General features: G+C 43.3%; 18 protein-coding genes and 1 pseudogene. 3 read left to right on the forward strand and 16 right to left on the reverse strand.

Going from position 1 to position 18,766, the window contains the following annotated elements:
• Positions 1-87: 87 nt before the first annotated feature.
• Genes H7T97_RS06485 through cdaA form a run of 4 tightly spaced genes read right to left on the reverse strand, consistent with a single transcriptional unit; the run spans position 88 to position 4,433 of the window.
• Positions 88-1,419: an LPXTG cell wall anchor domain-containing protein gene (locus H7T97_RS06485; RefSeq protein WP_201089821.1), complete on the reverse strand. Its 1,332-nt coding sequence runs from the start codon at positions 1,417-1,419 to the stop codon at positions 88-90.
• 47 nt (positions 1,420-1,466) lie between these two features.
• A complete protein-coding gene (glmM, locus tag H7T97_RS06490; protein ID WP_023917722.1) occupies positions 1,467-2,816 on the reverse strand; it encodes a phosphoglucosamine mutase in 1,350 nt (449 codons plus the stop codon).
• A 22-nt stretch (positions 2,817-2,838) separates the two neighbouring features.
• A complete protein-coding gene (locus H7T97_RS06495; RefSeq protein WP_070845440.1) occupies positions 2,839-3,588 on the reverse strand; it encodes a CdaR family protein in 750 nt (249 codons plus the stop codon).
• Positions 3,585-4,433 (reverse strand): diadenylate cyclase CdaA, encoded by an 849-nt coding sequence (cdaA, locus tag H7T97_RS06500; protein WP_070845439.1) that lies wholly within the window; start codon positions 4,431-4,433, stop codon positions 3,585-3,587. Before cdaA ends, H7T97_RS06495 begins: the two co-directional genes overlap by 4 nt.
• Positions 4,434-4,536: 103 nt before the next feature.
• Between cdaA and murT the strand changes: the two genes are divergently transcribed.
• The 3 genes from murT to H7T97_RS06515 are packed head-to-tail and all read left to right on the forward strand — an operon-like array spanning position 4,537 to position 6,933.
• Positions 4,537-5,880, forward strand: coding sequence for a lipid II isoglutaminyl synthase subunit MurT (gene murT / locus H7T97_RS06505; protein ID WP_201089823.1), 1,344 nt, complete (start codon positions 4,537-4,539; stop codon positions 5,878-5,880).
• Positions 5,880-6,668 carry a lipid II isoglutaminyl synthase subunit GatD gene (gene gatD / locus H7T97_RS06510; protein WP_070673847.1) on the forward strand — a complete coding sequence of 263 codons (789 nt, stop codon included), beginning with the start codon at positions 5,880-5,882 and terminating at the stop codon, positions 6,666-6,668. Before murT ends, gatD begins: the two co-directional genes overlap by 1 nt.
• 10 nt (positions 6,669-6,678) lie before the next feature.
• Positions 6,679-6,933 (forward strand): LapA family protein, encoded by a 255-nt coding sequence (locus H7T97_RS06515; protein WP_201089824.1) that lies wholly within the window; start codon positions 6,679-6,681, stop codon positions 6,931-6,933.
• Positions 6,934-6,985: 52 nt separating this feature from the next.
• Here H7T97_RS06515 and H7T97_RS06520 read toward each other — a convergent pair.
• The 12 genes and pseudogenes from H7T97_RS06520 to H7T97_RS06575 all read right to left on the reverse strand — a co-directional run bounded on the left by H7T97_RS06520 (position 6,986) and on the right by H7T97_RS06575 (position 18,759).
• Positions 6,986-8,172: pseudogene (locus tag H7T97_RS06520) on the reverse strand (MFS transporter).
• Positions 8,173-8,302: 130 nt separating this feature from the next.
• Entirely contained in the window at positions 8,303-9,460 is a 1,158-nt protein-coding gene (locus H7T97_RS06525) for an MFS transporter (protein ID WP_201089826.1), read from the reverse strand.
• Positions 9,461-9,485: 25 nt separating this feature from the next.
• Positions 9,486-10,358 carry an XRE/MutR family transcriptional regulator gene (locus H7T97_RS06530; protein WP_201089828.1) on the reverse strand — a complete coding sequence of 291 codons (873 nt, stop codon included), beginning with the start codon at positions 10,356-10,358 and terminating at the stop codon, positions 9,486-9,488.
• Positions 10,359-12,266, reverse strand: a complete 1,908-nt coding sequence (locus H7T97_RS06535; protein WP_201089830.1) for an ABC-F family ATP-binding cassette domain-containing protein — start codon at positions 12,264-12,266, stop codon at positions 10,359-10,361.
• A gap of 103 nt (positions 12,267-12,369) precedes the next feature.
• A complete protein-coding gene (locus tag H7T97_RS06540; protein WP_021152905.1) occupies positions 12,370-13,092 on the reverse strand; it encodes a M57 family metalloprotease in 723 nt (240 codons plus the stop codon).
• Positions 13,093-13,173: 81 nt separating this feature from the next.
• Positions 13,174-14,013 (reverse strand): DNA/RNA non-specific endonuclease, encoded by an 840-nt coding sequence (locus H7T97_RS06545; RefSeq protein WP_021152904.1) that lies wholly within the window; start codon positions 14,011-14,013, stop codon positions 13,174-13,176.
• Between the two features lie 82 nt (positions 14,014-14,095).
• Positions 14,096-14,284 carry a DNA-directed RNA polymerase subunit beta gene (locus tag H7T97_RS06550; protein WP_003006464.1) on the reverse strand — a complete coding sequence of 63 codons (189 nt, stop codon included), beginning with the start codon at positions 14,282-14,284 and terminating at the stop codon, positions 14,096-14,098.
• The gene (gene murA, locus H7T97_RS06555) at positions 14,274-15,557 is read right to left on the reverse strand and encodes a UDP-N-acetylglucosamine 1-carboxyvinyltransferase (RefSeq protein ID WP_045759256.1); all 1,284 of its coding nucleotides are present in this window, start codon (positions 15,555-15,557) and stop codon (positions 14,274-14,276) included. The genes H7T97_RS06550 and murA overlap by 11 nt, the downstream gene beginning before the upstream one ends.
• Before the next feature lie 66 nt (positions 15,558-15,623).
• Positions 15,624-15,854, reverse strand: a complete 231-nt coding sequence (locus H7T97_RS06560) for a DUF1146 family protein (RefSeq protein WP_009732557.1) — start codon at positions 15,852-15,854, stop codon at positions 15,624-15,626.
• 98 nt (positions 15,855-15,952) lie between these two features.
• Positions 15,953-16,372: a F0F1 ATP synthase subunit epsilon gene (locus tag H7T97_RS06565; protein ID WP_201089832.1), complete on the reverse strand. Its 420-nt coding sequence runs from the start codon at positions 16,370-16,372 to the stop codon at positions 15,953-15,955.
• Positions 16,373-16,385: 13 nt separating this feature from the next.
• Complete coding sequence (gene atpD / locus H7T97_RS06570) at positions 16,386-17,792, reverse strand: F0F1 ATP synthase subunit beta (RefSeq protein ID WP_013903321.1); 1,407 nt, start codon at positions 17,790-17,792, stop codon at positions 16,386-16,388.
• 85 nt (positions 17,793-17,877) lie between these two features.
• Positions 17,878-18,759, reverse strand: a complete 882-nt coding sequence (locus H7T97_RS06575; RefSeq protein WP_013903320.1) for a F0F1 ATP synthase subunit gamma — start codon at positions 18,757-18,759, stop codon at positions 17,878-17,880.
• Positions 18,760-18,766 lie beyond the last annotated feature (7 nt).

Genomic DNA, 18,766 nt, shown 5'->3' on the forward strand with positions numbered 1-18,766 from the left:
GAGCCCACTCAACCACTGCGTCTTGCTCGACAATCCAAAAACAATTAAGAGGCTAGGACTTTTGTCCCAGCCTCTTTATGGATAGATTTAGGAATCTTTTCTTACTCGTAAAATACTAACAGAAAGAACCGCCAGTAAGACACCCATGACAAGAACAACCGGTGTCATCTTCTCACCTGTACTTGGAAGAACTTTTTTCTTACCAGGTTTTGGTGCTTCTTCTTTGACAGAAGTTGATGATGAGCTTGATGAAGTACTAGAACTTGACGAAGATCTAGAACTTGATGAAGACGATGAACTTGACGAAGAGCTAGAACTTGATGAAGACGATGAACTTGATGAAGAGCTAGAACTTGATGAAGACGATGAACTTGATGAGGATGTTGTGCTAGGTGTCGGTGGGGTTTGTTCTTTCTCACCTAATCCTTCGCCAGATCCTGTTTCCAATCGCACCTCACGGGTTAAACTACGCGGTGCTGGGAAATTGGTTGCCGTCCATTTTAATGTATTATGGACAATATCACCGACTTTAGTTCCAGGAGCTACTTTTGTAGAATATTCAATATACATTGGCCAATTGTAATTATCACCAAATTCAATTGTAAAACCAATGATCTTTCCATCTGCATTCTTATCGAAAACAGCTTTTTTAGTAAAGTTATCCAGAACTGGAAGATTTAAAATCTGCGCTTCGTTCTTGATGCCACCTGCTACAGGATTATACCGAACAGCACGCAAGCTACCTTCAACTAGAGTTAAACCATCTCCAAATTGGTCTTTAATGACCATTCCACGAAGCATATCTTGGCGGGCATTTAAGATAATTCGCCATTTAATAATGGTTGGATCAGACTTATCTTGGTAGCCATATTTCATCTCATAGTCTCCAGCTTCTCCATCAGTCTTTTCATAATTCAATGAAAAATCTGTATTTCCTAGTTTAAACTGGATTGGAGATGTTTTTGTAACCACTTCTGAGTCTACTTTTACATCAAAATGAAGAGCAACTCGCTTGTTAAGTGGATGAGATGCGAAATAATCATTAAAGGTAACGGTCACTGTTTTCTTACCTGTATCAACGACAGCTTTCCCCACAGTTTGACCATTTGATTGGCCTTCCTCAAGAACATTGAATTCCAATGCTGTGTAGAGGGTTAATTCTTTTGGTAAGCTAATTGTTAAAGTATCACCAGCTTGAATGGCTTGCGAATCAGGGAAGGTCAAAGAAATGCTTGCTGACAATTTTTCATTCGTCAACACCTTGCTGCCATTCGTTAAAGGATTGCCATCTTTCGTTAAACTTGCTGTCTGTGTATAAGATGAGACTTCTGCGGCCTGAATTGTTTTAGTCAAACCAGCTGTGAATAGAATCGTTAGCACTAAGACAAGTGACCATACAATTTGACGGACCTGTTTCATATATACCTCCTCTGCTCGCCTATTTGCGAGCCATGTTTTTTACAAGGTTAAAGTCCGATTTCTGCTTGAACAACTGCAGCAATGGTATCTACATAGTAGTCCACTTCTTCATGTGTAGGTGCTTCTGCCATCACACGAAGGAGGGGTTCAGTTCCACTTGGACGCACGAGGATGCGTCCATTTCCTGCCATTTCCGCTTCCATTTTTTCAATGATTTCACGAATAGCAGGCACTTCCATCGCCTTGTCTTTCATGCTATTTTCAACCCGGATATTGACGAGTTTTTGTGGATAAATGGTTACTTCAGCAGCCAATTCAGATAATTTCTTGCCGGTTTCTTGCATGATTTTAGTCAATTGAACGCCTGTTAATTGACCATCACCAGTTGTATTGTAATCCATGATGACTACGTGACCAGATTGTTCACCACCAAGATTGTATCCTGATTTGCGCATCTCTTCGACCACATAACGATCTCCAACAGCTGTGATTTCTTTTTGAATCCCCTTCGCATCCAATGCCTTGTGGAAGCCGAGATTAGACATGACGGTTGTGACGATCGTATTTTTTTCGAGCAAGCCTTTGCTTGAAAGATAAGAACCGATGATGTACATGATCTTATCTCCGTCTACAATCTCTCCATTTTCATCAACAGCAATCAAGCGATCGCTGTCTCCGTCAAAGGCAAGACCAATCGCTGCGCCTACTTCTTTTACTTTCTCTTGCAAATGCTCTGGGTGAGTAGAACCAACCCCATCATTGATGTTCAAACCATCTGGGTTTTCACCGATGACGGTCAATTGAGCTCCCAAATCTGCAAAGATTTGACGCGCACTAGTAGAGGCTGCACCATTTGCTGTATCTAAGACTACGTGCATGCCTTCGAGTTGAACGCCTGTCGAGACAAGGAATTCTTGATACTTACGCAAGCCTTCTGGATATTCCATGACCGTTCCTAAACCTTGTGCACTTGGACGTGGAAGCGTATCTTCAGCCGCATCAAGCAAGGCTTCAATTTCAAGTTCGCGATCATCATCCAATTTGAAGCCATCACCACCAAAGAATTTGATGCCATTGTCCAAGGCTGGATTGTGGCTAGCAGAAATCATCACTCCGGCGCTGGCTTTTTCCGTACGAACTAGATAAGCAACACCTGGTGTTGCAATCACACCCAACTTGTAGACGCGAATCCCAACAGATAAGAGCCCAGCAATTAAGGCATGCTCTAACATTTCACCAGAAATACGCGTATCACGTCCAACAAATACCAAGGGTGTTTCTTCTTCATGTTGGCTCAACACATAGCCACCGAAACGGCCTAGTTTAAAAGCCAATTCTGGCGTTAATTCTACATTTGCTTCTCCACGGACACCGTCCGTTCCAAAATATTTACCCATTCTTCATTACCTTTTTTACTTTCTAATTACTTGAACTGGAGGAGGTCGACGACGAACTGCTAGAGCTTGACGTAGACGAGCTACTCTTTGTGGTCACTTGAATCCGTGTTTCACTCGGATTTACTAGACCTGGTAGAACATTTCCTTGGGCATCTACTGCATTTAAGGAAATGGTTCCGCTATAATTTCCACTAATGATCTCACTGGATGGGAAGACGGCTTGGACATGATCAATGCGACTCAAGGTTTCTTGATCGCTGGTCACTTCTACCTTGGTGGTTTCAAGAGAAATATCCGATACCGTTATTCCATCCACAATTTGATTGTCCGGGATCGTGGCCCTGACCGCAAACGATTTTTTCGCTTTCTTCCCGATTTTTACAGAAACTTTCTGAGGCTCTACGGTTGCGGTCAAACCTGCTGGAAGATCTTCTACAATCAACGGCACTTCGACGGTACCTTCCTTGGCCTTACGAAGATCCGCTACCACGCGAAACTTCCGAGTTCCCGGTTGCATTTCGCTTGCTAGAGCGACCCGGTTTGAACCCTTTAGAAAGACCGTTACCTCTGATGTTAACCCACTGACAAAGTATGTCTTGTCATTGTACTTGGCATCAATTGGAATATTGGTCAAGGTATTGGTGTAGGTCTCTGAACTCACTTGTCTAGCGCTGCTATTATTTTGAAAATTAAAGGATGACGCATTGATAAACAAGATAAAGGACAATAAGACGGAGGCGAAAACATAAAGAAATTCTTTTTTCGATCTCATTTTGTTACCCTCCCAAATAGACGCTCTTTCCAACTAATCGTCTTATTCTCTTCAGGGACCAAGAAGGCTCTCAATTCTGCCTCAAACTCTTCTAAGGTTAAATCATGTCGGAAGGTTCCATTATAGGTTACAGAGATCCCGCCCGTTTCTTCTGATACCACAAAGGTAAAGGCATCCGAAACTTCAGACAAACCAATGGCTGCGCGGTGACGCGTTCCGAACTCTTTTGAAATTCCAGTGTTTTCTGTCAAGGGCAGGTAGGCACAAGAAACAGCGATTTTATCATTGCGAACAATGACCGCCCCATCGTGCAGAGGAGTATTTGGAATGAAGATATTAATCAGCAATTCTCCTGAAATATCTGCATCCAGAGGAATACCTGTGGAGATATATTCCTGAAGGGTTCTGGCTCCTTGAATAGCTACCAAGGCACCAATCTTACGTGGGCTCATATAAGCCACTGCCTTAACATAGGCCTGTACCATCTTCTCTTCCTGACTGACTTCACTCGTCGTAAAGAACTCTGTCGCCCGACCTAAACGCTCTAAGCCAATCCGAATTTCAGGGGAGAAAATCACAACCAGCGCGATAACCCCATAGGTAATCACTTGATTGATCAGCCAAGAAATAGTCGTTAAACCCAAAAAATTGGCTAAAAATTGAGCCAAGAAAAAGATAATGACCCCACGCACCAAAATCATGATCTTGGTCCCGACGATGGCCTTGATCAAAAAATACAACAACCAAGCCACCAGGGCAATATCGATGATATTGATAATAACACTCCACCAATTCGGGAACAAACTGGTCCAAAATTGTGGATTTGAAAACTGTTGAATATTCATATTCTCATACCTACCACTTCTCTAAAAGACATCATCTTATTATAACACGTTTCAACAGATTTTTCTGTAACCTTCTGATGCTTTTTATGATAAAATATGATTTATGAAGATAAATACAACCTTGGGCCTTCTGGCAGGAAAGCTTTCCGGCTCTATTCTAGAAAAGATGGGGCGGGGATCAACCCTACCAGGTAAAGTAGCCCTCAAATTTGATAAAGATATTCTCAGTCAACTGGCAAAAAACTATGAGATTGTTGTGATTACAGGGACAAATGGAAAAACCCTGACCACTGCGCTAACAGTAGGTATTCTCCAAGAAGCTTTTGGACCTATTTTGACCAATCCAAGTGGGGCCAATATGATCTCTGGGATTACAACGACCTTCTTACGGGCTAAGCATTCGAAATCAAATCGACCGATTGCGGTACTTGAAATTGACGAGGCCAGCCTCTCTCGGATTTGTGATTATATTAAGCCCAGCCTTTTTGTGATCACTAATATTTTCCGGGACCAGATGGACCGCTATGGAGAGATCTATACGACCTACCAAATGATTTTGGATGCCATTCACAAGGTCCCAACTGCAACAGTCTTGTTAAATGGTGATAGTCCGCTCTTTAATAGTCAGACCTTATCCAATCCGATCCAATATTATGGATTTGATACTGACAAATCAGAGCCACAACTAGCTCATTACAATACGGAAGGAATCCTCTGTCCGCATTGCCACAACATCCTCAAGTACAAGCTCAATACCTATGCAAATCTTGGGGATTATATCTGTGAGCACTGTGGTTTCCACAGGCCTCCTCTGACTTATGCCGTATCAGACCTCCTCTCATTAACCCAGCGCTCTTCCCAATTCCGGATTCAAGGCCAAGACTACCACATCAATATCGGCGGTCTTTACAACATCTACAATGCCTTAGCTGCTGTTTCCGTTGCTGGATTCTTTGGAGTTCAACCTGAAGTGATTAAGCAAGGATTTGATCGCAGTCGCGCTGTCTTTGGTCGTCAGGAAACCTTTAAGATTGGGGATAAGGAATGTACCTTGGTTTTGATTAAGAATCCAGTTGGTGCGACCCAAGCTATTGAAATGATCAAACTAGCTCCTTATTCCTTTAGCTTATCAGCCCTCCTCAATGCGAATTATGCGGATGGGATCGACACCAGCTGGATTTGGGATGCGGACTTTGAGCAAATCACCCAGATGGATATTCCAGAAATCAATGCTGGTGGGGTGCGCCACTCTGAGATTGCTCGGCGACTTCGGGTCACTGGCTATCCGGCTGAAAAGATCACAGAAATGGCTGAATTAAAAGATGTCTTCCAACGCATCCAGCAACAGGAAACCCCTCACGCTTACATTTTAGCTACCTATACGGCCATGCTTGAATTCCGTGAACTCTTGGCCCAAGAACACCTGATTGAAAAGGAGATGCACTAATGACTTATACTTCTCTAGAATCTTCTGATCAGGCACAGTATCCATACAGCCTGCGCATTGCCCATCTCTACGGCAACTTAATGAATACCTACGGAGACAATGGAAATATCCTCATGCTCAAGTACGTTGCTGAAAAACTTGGAGCCCATGTCACAGTGGATATCGTCTCTCTCAAAGACCGGTTCGACCCTGATGCCTATGATATCGCCTTTTTCGGTGGCGGCCAAGACTACGAACAGACCATTGTATCAGAAGATCTACCAGATAAAAAAGAAGATCTTGAACGCTTCATTCATGACGATGGTGTGGTCCTTGCTATCTGTGGTGGCTTTCAGCTTCTGGGTCAGTACTACATTGAAGCTTCTGGCAAACGCATTGAAGGGCTCGGTATTATGGGCCACTATACGCTCAACCAAGTCAACAACCGCTATATCGGTGATATCAAGATCCATAACGAAGAATTTAACGAAACCTATTATGGTTTTGAAAACCACCAAGGTCGGACCTTCTTGGCAGAGGATGAAAAACCGCTGGGCAAGGTTGTCTATGGAAATGGGAACAACAAAGAAGATGGGTGCGAAGGGGTTCATTACAAGAACGTCTTTGGAAGCTACTTCCACGGTCCTATCTTGTCCCGAAATGCCAATTTGGCCTATCGTCTAGTGAGCACTGCTTTAAAAAATAAATATGGCAAGGACCTTTCCCTACCGGCTTATGAGGATATTCTAAGCCTAGAGCAACCGGAAGAGTACGCTGATGTGAAAAGCAAGGCCCCTGCTGAACAATAAGGAGATAATGATGAACAAAAATAATCTACACTACATTGCTTTATTACTTTTAATTTTATTGATTGCTGGTATTTCCCTTGCAAACATGCAAACGGTCACCGTAAATTTCCTCTTGGTCCAATTTAAATTACCCTTGATCATTCTGATCTTGCTCTGTGTCCTCTTAGGTGCATTCGTCATGAACTTGATTAATTTTTCAAAGGGCTTCTCCCTAAAAAAAGAACTCAAGAGCACTCAAAAGCAACTGGAAGAAGCAAAGAAATAAATCAAGACAGAAGAAAAAGAAAACAACTAAAAAGCACCGATTGGTGCTTTTTTTATGCTGATGTACCTTCTTTTGCTTGTAATTTCTTGGCGACTACTTGAGCTAGGAGTGAAAAGAGGATGACACCAGCTCCGATCAGGAGAAAAGATTCTACACGGACACTTGGTAACCAGGTCATCAAGCCTTTAGCGATGGGCATAAAGAGAATGGCCAAGGTAAAAATGGTGCTTAAGACTCTGCCCAGATAGTCTCCTTCCACCTTGGTTTGCACTTGGGTAAAAAAGTGGATGTTAAAAATTGTCATAAAGAGTTCACAGACCAAATTTCCAGAAAAGGAAAGAAGAGGCGGAAGGGGCAAGCCCATCATAACTACTCCCACTCCTGTTAAAATCAATAAGAAGAGAAGCATCTTCATGCTTGATTTAAATTTATTAGCGATCAAGGCTCCGATGATAGAGCCAATAGCCCCCATGGTTAAGATGGTCGCATAGGCTCCTTTGACCCCGTAAAGGCGATTGGAAAAAGGAAGCAAAAACTCAAAAGCCGCAAAAAAGAAATTCATGCTGGAAGCTACTAATAAGAGAAAGAAAATTTCTTTTTGATGCCAGATGTAGTTTAGTCCATCTTTCATATCCGAAAAAATATCTTTTCCTGTAAATTTTTTCTTCTCTTGAACCTTAGCTTCTTCTTTCGGAAGGAATGCCACCAGAACGAAGGCGATGAAAAAAGTCAGGGCATCCAGTAAGAGGGTCGCATGGAGACTGGCAAATTGTAAAACAAGGAAAGAGAACACAGGAGAGCTGACACTTACAACCTGTAAGACCAACTCCAAGTGAGCATTATAGATCACAATCTCATCTTTTTCTACAAATTCTGTGATAATGGCTTTATTAGCAGGTCGTGAAAAAGCAAAGGCTATGGCCTGGACAATATTGGCAACAATCAGGCCTGCAATCATCAAGCTATCATTTGTGATAAAAGAAATTCCCAAACAAAGGAGGCCACAAACCAAGTCGGTCGTCATCAAAATCTTGCGTCGGGAAAAACGGTCTGAGATCACGCCACCAAATGATTAGCTAGTATCGCTGTCACCAACTCCGAAATTTGATAAATCCCTAACACCGTCTTTCCCACCGTACCCATTGAAGCCAGCCAAACACTATTCCCATAATCATAGAGCATATTCCCTATTTTATCGATAGCTCCACGAGCAATTAATTGGACTGCATGTCGATTCATAAAAAAACCTCCTTCATTTTCTGAAACTATTGTATCAGTTCATGAAAGAGGTTTTCATTTTGTCCCCTATTTGGGAAAAATAATGGTTTGCAAATTTATCAAAGGATCCCTACTGTTCTTTTGATTGAAGCTACTTAGCTACTAGCTGAGCCAAGAGTGAAAAGAGAATAACTCCAGCTCCAATAAAAAGAAATGATTCCATACGGACGCTTGGCAACCAAGTCATCAAACCTTTGGCGATAGGCATAAAGAGAACAGCCAAGGAATAAATTGTGCTCAAGACTCTCCCCAGATAATCATCTTCCACCTTGGTTTGTACTTGGGTAAAAACGTGGATGTCGAAAATGGTCACAAAAAATTCACAGACCAGATTTCCCGAAAAAGAAAGATAAGGTGGAAGAGACAAGCCCATCATGAACACTCCGACCCCTGCCATGAGCAGTAAAAACAGGAGAATTTTCATACTTGATGTTATTTTATTGGCAACAAGTGCTCCTAGAATAGATCCAATAGCTCCCAGCGTTAAAATGGTCGCATAAGCTCCTTTAACCCCGTATAGACGATTCGAGAAGGGAAGTAAAAACTCAAAAGCCGCAAAAAAGAAATTGACGCTAGAAGCCACTAATAAGAGAAAGAAAATCTCTTTCTGATGCCAGATATAGTCTAACCCATCCTTGATATCAGAAAAAATATCTTTCCCGGTAAACTGTTTTCTCTCTTGAACCTTAGCTTCTTCTTTCGGAAGGAAAGACACTAGGACAAAAGCAATGAAAAAGGTCAGTGCATCTAATAAGAGGGTCATATGAAGACTGGCAAATTGTAGAACTAGGAAAGAAAAAACAGGTGAACAGACACTAACAACCTGTAAGACTAACTCCAAGTGAGCGTTATAGGTCACAATCTCTTCTTTCTCTACTACCTCGGTAATAATGGCTTTATTGGCAGGTCGAGAAAAACCAAAGGCAATGGCCTGAACAATATTGGCAAAAATAAGAGCCGCAATCATCAAGCTATCATTTGTGATAAAAGAAATCGCCATACAAAGGAGACCACAAACCAAGTCGGTCGTCATCAAAATCTTGCGACGAGAAAAACGGTCTGAAATCACGCCTCCAAAAGGATTCACGAGAATCCCGGTCACTAATTCAGAAATCTGATAGATCCCTAATACCGTCTTTCCTATAGTCCCCATCGAGGCCAGCCAGACACTGTTTCCATAGTCATAGAGCATATTTCCAATTTTGTTAATAGCTCCACGACTAATTAATTGGACCGCATGTCGGTTCATAAAATCTCCTTTATCTCTGTCCTATTTAGGAACATTGATCTTTCACAAATTTATCAAAGTGTTCCTGATAGTAAGCTACCTGCTCTGGCAGTCCAAGCACATCAAAAATGTGCATGGCTTCCCTCATTTGCTTCCGCCCTCTTTCTGCTTGCCCCTTTTGGTACCGAGCAAATCCCTTGAGATAATGAAAGACATTGCGTTCGTAGAGTTTGATGCTCTTCCCGATAATCTTTTCTACATAGGCTTCAAAATAGCTGGCATTTTCAAAAGAACGGTGTTCTAAACAATGCTGGTAACAATTCAGAGCCAGAATTAAGACCAGTTTTCGATGGCGACCAATTTCTTGGTAGAAATCTTCCCGCTCCATCACTTCTCTACCAAGCCGAGTGACATAATCCACATCATAAAAGCTATAAAGATTGCCAAAGAGGATCAACTCATACATGGTCCATTCTTCCGTTTGAAAGAGATAATCTGCCACCTTTTCCAGATCACGTTGCTTCATCGTGTAGCTGGCATCTCTCTGGCAAATCAGCCCTTGTAACAAAATCCAGTTCAATTCAAAATAGAGGGGATTGGTCGAACGTTTAGCCTTTTCAAGTTCCTCTTCTTGAAGCTTTTGAAAACCCGCAATGTCGTTTGCATAATAAAGAGGAACCAGTTGTGCAATTAAGGCGACATGCTCATGGTGTTGAAAATTTCTGGCCTTATCCATAAAATTCTCAATCGTCACATGGATATTGTCCAAAATTTCAAAGAAACGCGAAGCAGCTAGATCCGACTCCCCCAATTCAAAACGGGATAATTGGGAAGTCGAGCAAGCTTCTCCTGCAGCTTCTTTTAGAGAGTAATTTTTACTGATTCGAAATTCACGAAAAACTTTTCCAAGATCTTCCATTTATTCCACCTGCTCTGACAGTTCTGCCCACTCTTCCATGACCGCTTCCTGCTGGACAGTCAGTTGATCCAGCTCGCTTTGCAGTTGGACCAAGTCGGCTGCATCATTGGTGCTATGCATGGTTTCGGTGATGTCTTGGATTTTCTGATCTAGCTCTTCCATCTCTGCTTCCAATTGCTCAATGCGACGGGTGATTTTACGGAGTTCCTTTTGATTTTGTTTTTGCAAGTGATAGTCATTGCTAGTGACTTCTTCCGTTGAAGAAGCGGGCTCAGCTTCTGCTTGCGCTGCAGCAAGGGCCTCTAACTCTGCTTTTTTCTCCAAATAATAATCATAGTCTCCCAGATAAAGGGTCGAGCCCTCTTCTGAGAGTTCTAAGACTTGGGTCGCTACCCGATTGATAAAGTAGCGGTCGTGGCTGACAAAGAGCAGGGTCCCATCAAAATCAATCAAGGCATTTTCCAGTACTTCCTTGCTATCGATGTCCAAGTGGTTGGTCGGTTCATCGAGAATCAAGAAATTGTTGTTTTCCATGGACAGCTTGGCCAAGAGTAGGCGCGCCCGCTCTCCTCCCGACAGCATGCCGACGGTTTTCTTGACATCGTCCCCTGAGAAAAGGAAGGCTCCTAGTCGATTGCGAATTTCTACTTCTGGTGTCAGTTTAAAGTCATTCCAGAGCTCATCCAAGACACTATTGTGAGGGGTTAGTTTACTTTGGGTCTGGTCATAGTAGCCCACCTCGACATTGGCCCCAAAACGGGCTTCCCCCTTGATGAAAGGAATCTGCCCGACAATAGACTTGATAAGAGTAGATTTCCCGATCCCATTTGGTCCGACAATAGCGACCGCATTCATCTTACGGATATCCAGATTGATCGGCTCGGACAGGATTTGATCATCATAGCCAACGGCCGCCTCTTCTACTGTCAAAACGACATTTCCAGATGTCTTATCGGAATGGAAAGTCATATGGGCAGACTTGGTCCCAGCTTCCGGCTTGTCTAGGCGCTCCATTTTTTCCAACTGCTTACGCCGAGACTGAGCCCGCTTGGTAGTCGAAGCCCGCACCAAATTGCGATTAACAAAGTCTTCCAGAGCTGCTATTTCTTTTTGTTGCTTCTCGTAGTTTTTGGCTTCGGTCAGCAATTTTTGTTCTTTTTGCTCCACAAAGCTGGAGTAATTGCCGACATAGCGGTCCAAGGAATGCTTGGTCAAGTCCAAAGTAATGGTTGCGACCTTGTCTAAGAAATACCGGTCGTGGCTGACAATGAGAAGGGCTCCGCTATAATTGACCAAGTAATTTTCCAACCAGGCGATGGTCTCAATATCCAAGTGGTTGGTCGGCTCGTCCAGTACCAGGAGATTTGGTTTTTCTAGAAGCATCTTGGCCAGAGCTAGACGGGTATTTTGCCCACCAGACAGCTCTTCAATCTTCATCTGCCACATGGACTCATCGAACTTAAAGCCGTTGAGAATGGCGCGGATATCTGCTTCATAGGTGAAGCCACCAGCCTGACGGAATTCTTCCGAGAGACGGTCATAGTCCTGCATGAGTTTTTCTAAGTCAGCCCCAGTTTTTTCCCCCATCTCAAGCTCCATCTGCCGCAAAGTTTTCTCCGTTTTACGGAGATCGTCAAAGACGTGGAGCATCTCATCGTAGATGGTATTGGACGACTCAAAGCGGCTATCCTGGGCTAAATAAGAGAGAGAAAGGTCACGCTTTTTATTGATTTCCCCAGAAGTCGGCTCTTCTTCTCCCACCAAGATTTTTAAGAGTGTTGACTTACCGGCTCCGTTCTTTCCGACCAGGGCAATCCGGTCCCGTTCATCCACCTGCAGGCTGATATTATCAAAAAGAACCTCCCCTGCAAAAGAGCGTTCAATTTTGTTGGCTTGTAAAATAATCATGTTCCTATTTTACTATCTTTTTTCAGATTAAACAAGGAAAGACGAGCCATCAAAAAAATCCTGAGCCCCTTGAGGCTCAGAACTTTCGAAAGTATTTTAAAACTTATTCTTCCTTGTATAATTGTCGGACTGCTTCCACATCTGTATCCTGAATACTGTAGAAGGAGCCAGCTGGTTGCATGACCGATTCTCCATCAGTGTGGTCCAGCCCAATGGCATGGCCTAGCTCATGCTCAGCTGTATTGACAATCCGATCATAACTATAGTTATAGACATAATTTAAAAGATAATGGCGATTGAGACGCACTGTGATGTGGGTGAACCGGTTGGTTAAAAGGTTAGTCTGAGAGGCAGTCTCTCCTGCAGCAGAAACCGATGCGTTATCCATTTCCGTCAAGACCACATTAGCCTCTTTTTCATTTGTAACCAACTTGAAGGTAAAGGCGCCTGTTTGGTTCCAAGCCTCAATAGCATCCCGATAAGCTTTTACAAAAGTTTGACTGATATTGGGATCCAGGTAGACCGTGGCCTCCGCTTTCTCCCAGCGAGCACCGCTATGCTCGTGATTGTCTGTCTGCGTAGTCTGTGAGCTAGGTGCCATCCCAAAGCGCGATGCAAAGCCTTGATCTCCAAATAAATTGCCGACTTGATAGACAACCTTTTGGGCAGCTCGTCCAAATCCATCCATACCAGAACTAGGAGAATCTGTAAAATAGATGATCCCCACTAGAACGAGAAAACTGATGGCAATGGTCCAGAAAAATCCCCAAAAAAGACTCCAAGCCATGCGAAGGATTCCTCTGAAAAATCGAAAAATGGTTCTCATACATTCTCCTTTCTCTTAAAGAAGGTATGCAATTGTAACACCCCATTCTTAAAAATAACTTAAATAACTGCGCTTTCCAGCTTATTGATGAACGGTTACTTTTCCTGTCTGGTAATCCAGGCTAATCCCACTTTGAACATTGGGAACAAAGACATTGAACTCAAGGGTTCCATCACTCGATTTAGCTTCGATCTGAGAACCTAATGGAATCAAATCTTCTGGTTGGTTGTAGATCAAGGTTACTCGATAGCGAATCCTCTTGTTCTTATCCAGTGCTTTTCGAACCAGGGTCTCGTAGTAGTTTTGACCAGTGGAATGAGGATCATTGGCTTGATTGGACCAAGCCGTTTGCACAGCGATATTTTTGGGATTGCTCGTCGAAGCATCAAAACCTTTGAGATTGCCGATCAAGGCGTAGCCCAATAGATGGCCCCGATCCACAGCATGGTCATACTCACCGGACAGATTGTGGACCTGGTGCCAACCTGCTGGTTTCCAATCGGTTAGACCACTTCCTGTTGCCTCCCGATCTCTATACTGGCGAGTCGCCTTGGTCATAATAGCGTTCGCAACCGTCGGTACGGTCTTTCCATTCACTTCTTTTGTCTTGTTATCTGCATAGGGTTGACTAGCCACACTGGCATCCAGATCTGTGCGATTCCCCTTAACTACAAAGGCTCCAGCACCATTCCATTCCAAGTCATTTCCCAATTGTGAACGAGCCGATTTCGTTAGTACAGAGCTAGCTAACTCTTTACTAGGTGTTTCTTGTTGGCTACTAGTCACCACCGAAACAACCTGATCCGTCGCTTCTTTTACCGTCGGTTGATTAAAATAATAGCCCCCGATAGCTAGGGCCGTTGCCACCACAAAACCTGCTAGGGTTTGTTTGGTTCGTTTCGTTAATACTTGTTTTGTCATGCCTCTCTCCCAAAAAGAGCAGCGCTAGATGGTCACTGACTCGATTCGCTGCTCTCCTTTTTACTCAATTTTAGTTAAAAGCTTATTTGCCTGTTAGTTTTCCAATGATCTCTGACCAAGTGTCCGGAGAGAGAATGGACCATGGATTTTTTCCATCTCCAATCACTCCATAACCAATGACCAAACCAACTGCAAAAATGATGATTCCAATCACAGCCAACAGGAGGACAATTCCTAGCTGTTTTCCAACATAGCGAAGATTAGTTTTCATCGTCTTCTTCCTCTACACGTTTCACGTCTGCACCTAGTGCCACTAATTTCTCATGGAATTGATAATAACCACGATCTAAGTGACTTAATTTGCTGACTTTCGTCTCTCCTTCTGCTACCAAGCCCATCAAGACCAAGGTTGCACTTGCTCGTAAATCTGTCGACATGACCTCTGCACCTTGGAAGCTTTCCCCTCCAACGATACGAGCTGTATCCCGCATAATGTCTGAGTGAACGCCCATCCGACGCATTTCTTCCAAATGCTGGAAGCGATTCTCAAAAACCGTTTCAATCATGGTAGACTCACCTTTAGCCATGGCCATCAAGGCTGTGAATTGAGCCTGCATATCGGTTGGGAATCCTGGATAGGGAAGGGTTTTAACCGTCACTGGACGGAGCTTACTGATATCCGATTGAATCCGAATTCCATTTTCTTCTTCGGTTACCGTTACACCCATCTCCTGCATCTTAGATAGAAGCGGACGGTTGTGTTCCCAAATGGCATCTTCGATCAAGACATCTCCACCAGTCATGGCTGCCCCAATCATAAAGGTTCCAGCTTCGATGCGGTCTTGCACAACATTGTGGTTTGCACCATGCAAGCTCTCCACACCAACAATGGTCAAGGTCTCAGTTCCTGCCCCCTTGACATTAGCTCCCATTTTATTCAGCAAGAGAGCTAGGTCAACAATTTCAGGTTCTCGAGCTGCATTTTCAATCACAGTGACTCCATCTGCCAAGGTTGCGGCCATCATAATATTTTGTGTCGCACCTACTGATGGGAAGTCCATATAGATGTGTGCACCCTTGAGACGATCTGCTTTTGCTTCAATATAGCCGGCCGTTTGGGTAATTTCAGCCCCCATAGCTTCCAGACCTTTCAGGTGGAGGTCAATCGGACGACTCCCAATCGTACAGCCTCCAGGCATGGAAACTTTGGCATGGCCATTGCGTGCCAAGACAGGACCCAAGACAACGATAGAAGCCCGCATCTTACTCACATATTTATAAGGCGCTTCCTCAGACAATTTCTCTCGTGCATCTACGACAACCGTATTGTCTTCTTCATTGAAGGTTACTTGTGCATTCAACCCACGAACAACATTGTTCATTGTAAAGACATCTGATAAAACAGGTACATTTTTCAAGGTTGTCACGCCCTCGCTTGCTAGAACTGTTGCAGCAAGAAGAGGAAGGACAGCATTTTTTGCTCCTTCGATTTTGACGGTTCCAACCAGTCGATTATGACCACCATTAACGATTATTTTTTCCATACGGGATTGTTCTCCAATTTCTTAAAGTCACGCTTTCTATCATACCATATTTTTTATAAAATGTGGCTAGAATTGGCCAATAAAAATCTGCCGACTCATCTCATAAACACTGATAAAAAATGAGCTGGCTAGATAGCCTATTCCGACGCTGATCATCAAGATCAAAAAACGGATTTTAACCGCATTTTCAGCACTTACTTTTAAAAACTTTTCCCATTGAACCAGGTTCAACAATAGGTAATAGGCAAAAAAGATAAACAATAGATGGCTTGAAAGATTAAAAATCATTTGAATCATACAGCTATTATACCATATTTGGTCCGTACTTTCTTCTTTTGATTCTCTCCCAACAAAAATAAGGCGAGGACAAGACCTCTACCTTATTTTTTAATATGTTATAAACGATTTCCGACATTAATCCGGTTAATGGCGCGTTGAAGAGCAATTTTAGCACGACGTTCCATATCAACCGAATGCTGATCTTTGGCTTCTTCAATCGCTTTTTCAGCTCGCAGTTTGGCACGTTCTGCACGACTAATGTCGATATCTCGAGCACGTTCGGCAGAATCGGCAACAATGGTAATGACATTACCTGCTACTTCGATAATCCCCCCATTGACTGCAATCCAATCAATATGTTTGTCATCGTCGACACGACGAACCTTTACTTGGTCTACAGCCAAAACCGCAATGGTATTGATATGATGAGGTAAAATCCCTAATTCACCATCAATTGTCTTGACAGATACAAATGCGGCATGATGATCATAAACCAGTCCATCCGGTGTAACGATTTGGACGTTCATTTGACTCATCTTTCACCTCTTCTTAGAATCCCATTTTTTCAGCTTTGGCAATCACATCTTCGATCGATCCAACACCACGGAAGGCATCTTCAGGAAGATGGTCATATTTTCCGTCCAAGATTTCTTTAAAACCACGAACAGTTTCTGCAACAGGTACGTATGAACCAGGTTGACCGGTAAATTGTTCCGCAACGTTGAAGTTTTGTGACAAGAAGAATTGGATCCGGCGAGCACGAGCAACCAAGGTCTTTTCTTCGTCAGACAATTCATCCATCCCCAAGATAGCAATGATATCTTGCAATTCATGGTAACGCTGAAGGACACGTTTGACCTCAGATGCTACTGCATAGTGTTCTTCTCCTACGATTTCTGGAGAAAGGGCACGTGAGCTTGATGCCAATGGGTCCACCGCAGGGTAGATCCCCAATTGTACCAATTTACGTTCCAAGTTGGTTGTTGAATCCAAGTGGGCAAAGGCGGTTGCTGGCGCTGGGTCTGTATAGTCATCGGCTGGCACATAGATGGCTTGGATGGATGTAACAGAACCTTTCTTGGTTGACGTAATCCGTTCTTGCAATTGCCCCATTTCAGTTGCCAAAGTAGGTTGGTAACCAACGGCTGAAGGCATCCGTCCCAAAAGGGCTGATACTTCAGATCCGGCTTGGGTGAAACGGAAGATATTGTCGATAAACAAGAGAACGTCCTGACCTTCGACATCACGGAAGTATTCCGCAATGGTCAAACCAGTCAAAGCAACACGCATCCGTGCTCCAGGTGGCTCATTCATTTGTCCAAAGACCATGGCTGTTTTTTCAATAACGCCAGATTCTTTCATTTCCCAGTAAAGGTCATTCCCTTCACGTGTCCGTTCCCCAACACCGGTAAATACAGAAATACCACCGTGTTCTTGGGCAATATTATGGATTAATTCTTGAATCAAGACAGTCTTCCCAACTCCGGCACCACCGAAGAGTCCGACCTTCCCACCTTTCAAATAAGGGGCTAAGAGGTCAATGACCTTGATCCCTGTTTCAAGAATTTCTTCTGAAGTAGAGAGCTCGTCAAAGGATGGAGCTTTTTTGTGGATGGAGTCACGAGGAGCATCCTCAGCAAAAGGTTGATCCAAGTCAATGGTATCTCCAAGAACATTGAAGACACGTCCCAAGGTTTCTTTTCCGACAGGAACAGAGATTGGACGACCTGTGTCCAAGACTTCCATTCCACGGGTTAAACCATCGGTTGATTCCATGGCGATGGTCCGTACGACCCCATCACCAAGTTCCAAAGCTACTTCAAGAACGACTTTTGATTTTTGTTGGTCATTTTTATAGACTACAAGCGCATTATTGATCTCAGGAAGTTTATCTCCAACGGAAAAGGCAACGTCTACGACGGGACCTACGACCTGAGAAATTTTGCCTAAACTCATGTCATTCTCCTATTCTAAGTAATTTCTACTGCTCAAAAGTTCTCTTTCAAGCATCTGTTTTTGTATTTAAAATTGTATCCGACAACTATTCAAGGGCGCTAGCACCCGCAACGATTTCGGTAATTTCTTGTGTAATCGCTGCTTGACGAGCACGGTTGTATTGAATCGTTAATTCATCAATGACTTTCTTGGCATTGTCTGTTGCAGTTTGCATGGCCATCATCCCAGCAGCATTTTCAGCTGTTTTAGCATCAATAATGGCACCATATATCATGCTTTCAGCAAATTGAGGAAGCAATTGATCCAAAATGGCATCTCGACTAGATTCCAATTCTAGATTCAATACATAGTCCTCATCCGCTTCATTGGGGTCCAAATCAATAATTGGAAGCATTTGTTCCACCCGCATTTGACTCGTCAAACTGTTGACGTGGTGGTTGTAACAGACGTACAACTCATCAAACAAGCCTTCCTGATACATTTGGACTGTTTTCGAAATGATCTTGCGAACTTCCTTAAAGCTAGGCTGATCAGGCAAACCACGCAATTCATAAACCGGCTGAATCCCACGGGCACGGAAGAAATCCGCACCGACGCTTCCAATACAGATCACTTCAAAGTCATCTCCAGTTGGATGGTATTCTGCCTTCATTTCCATCATGGTTTTAAGGATGGAGGCATTGTAACCTCCAACCAAACCACGATCGGATGTAATCACGATATAAGCTGTCTTTTTTACCGGGCGACTCACCAACATCGGATGGGACTTGGTATTTTCTGTTTCATGTCCATGGAGCAAGTCTGTTAAGAGCTTACGAACCTTAGCAGCATAAACCTGAAAATCCTTGGCTGCCTGCTCAGATTTACCAAGTTTGGCAGCGGACACCATCTGCATGGCATTGGTGATTTGACTGGTGTTTTTTGTGGATGCAATTTTATTTTTAATATCATTTAATGAAACTGCCATCTTCCAC

Source organism: Streptococcus parasanguinis, assembly GCF_016648925.1.
Lineage (GTDB): Bacteria > Bacillota > Bacilli > Lactobacillales > Streptococcaceae > Streptococcus.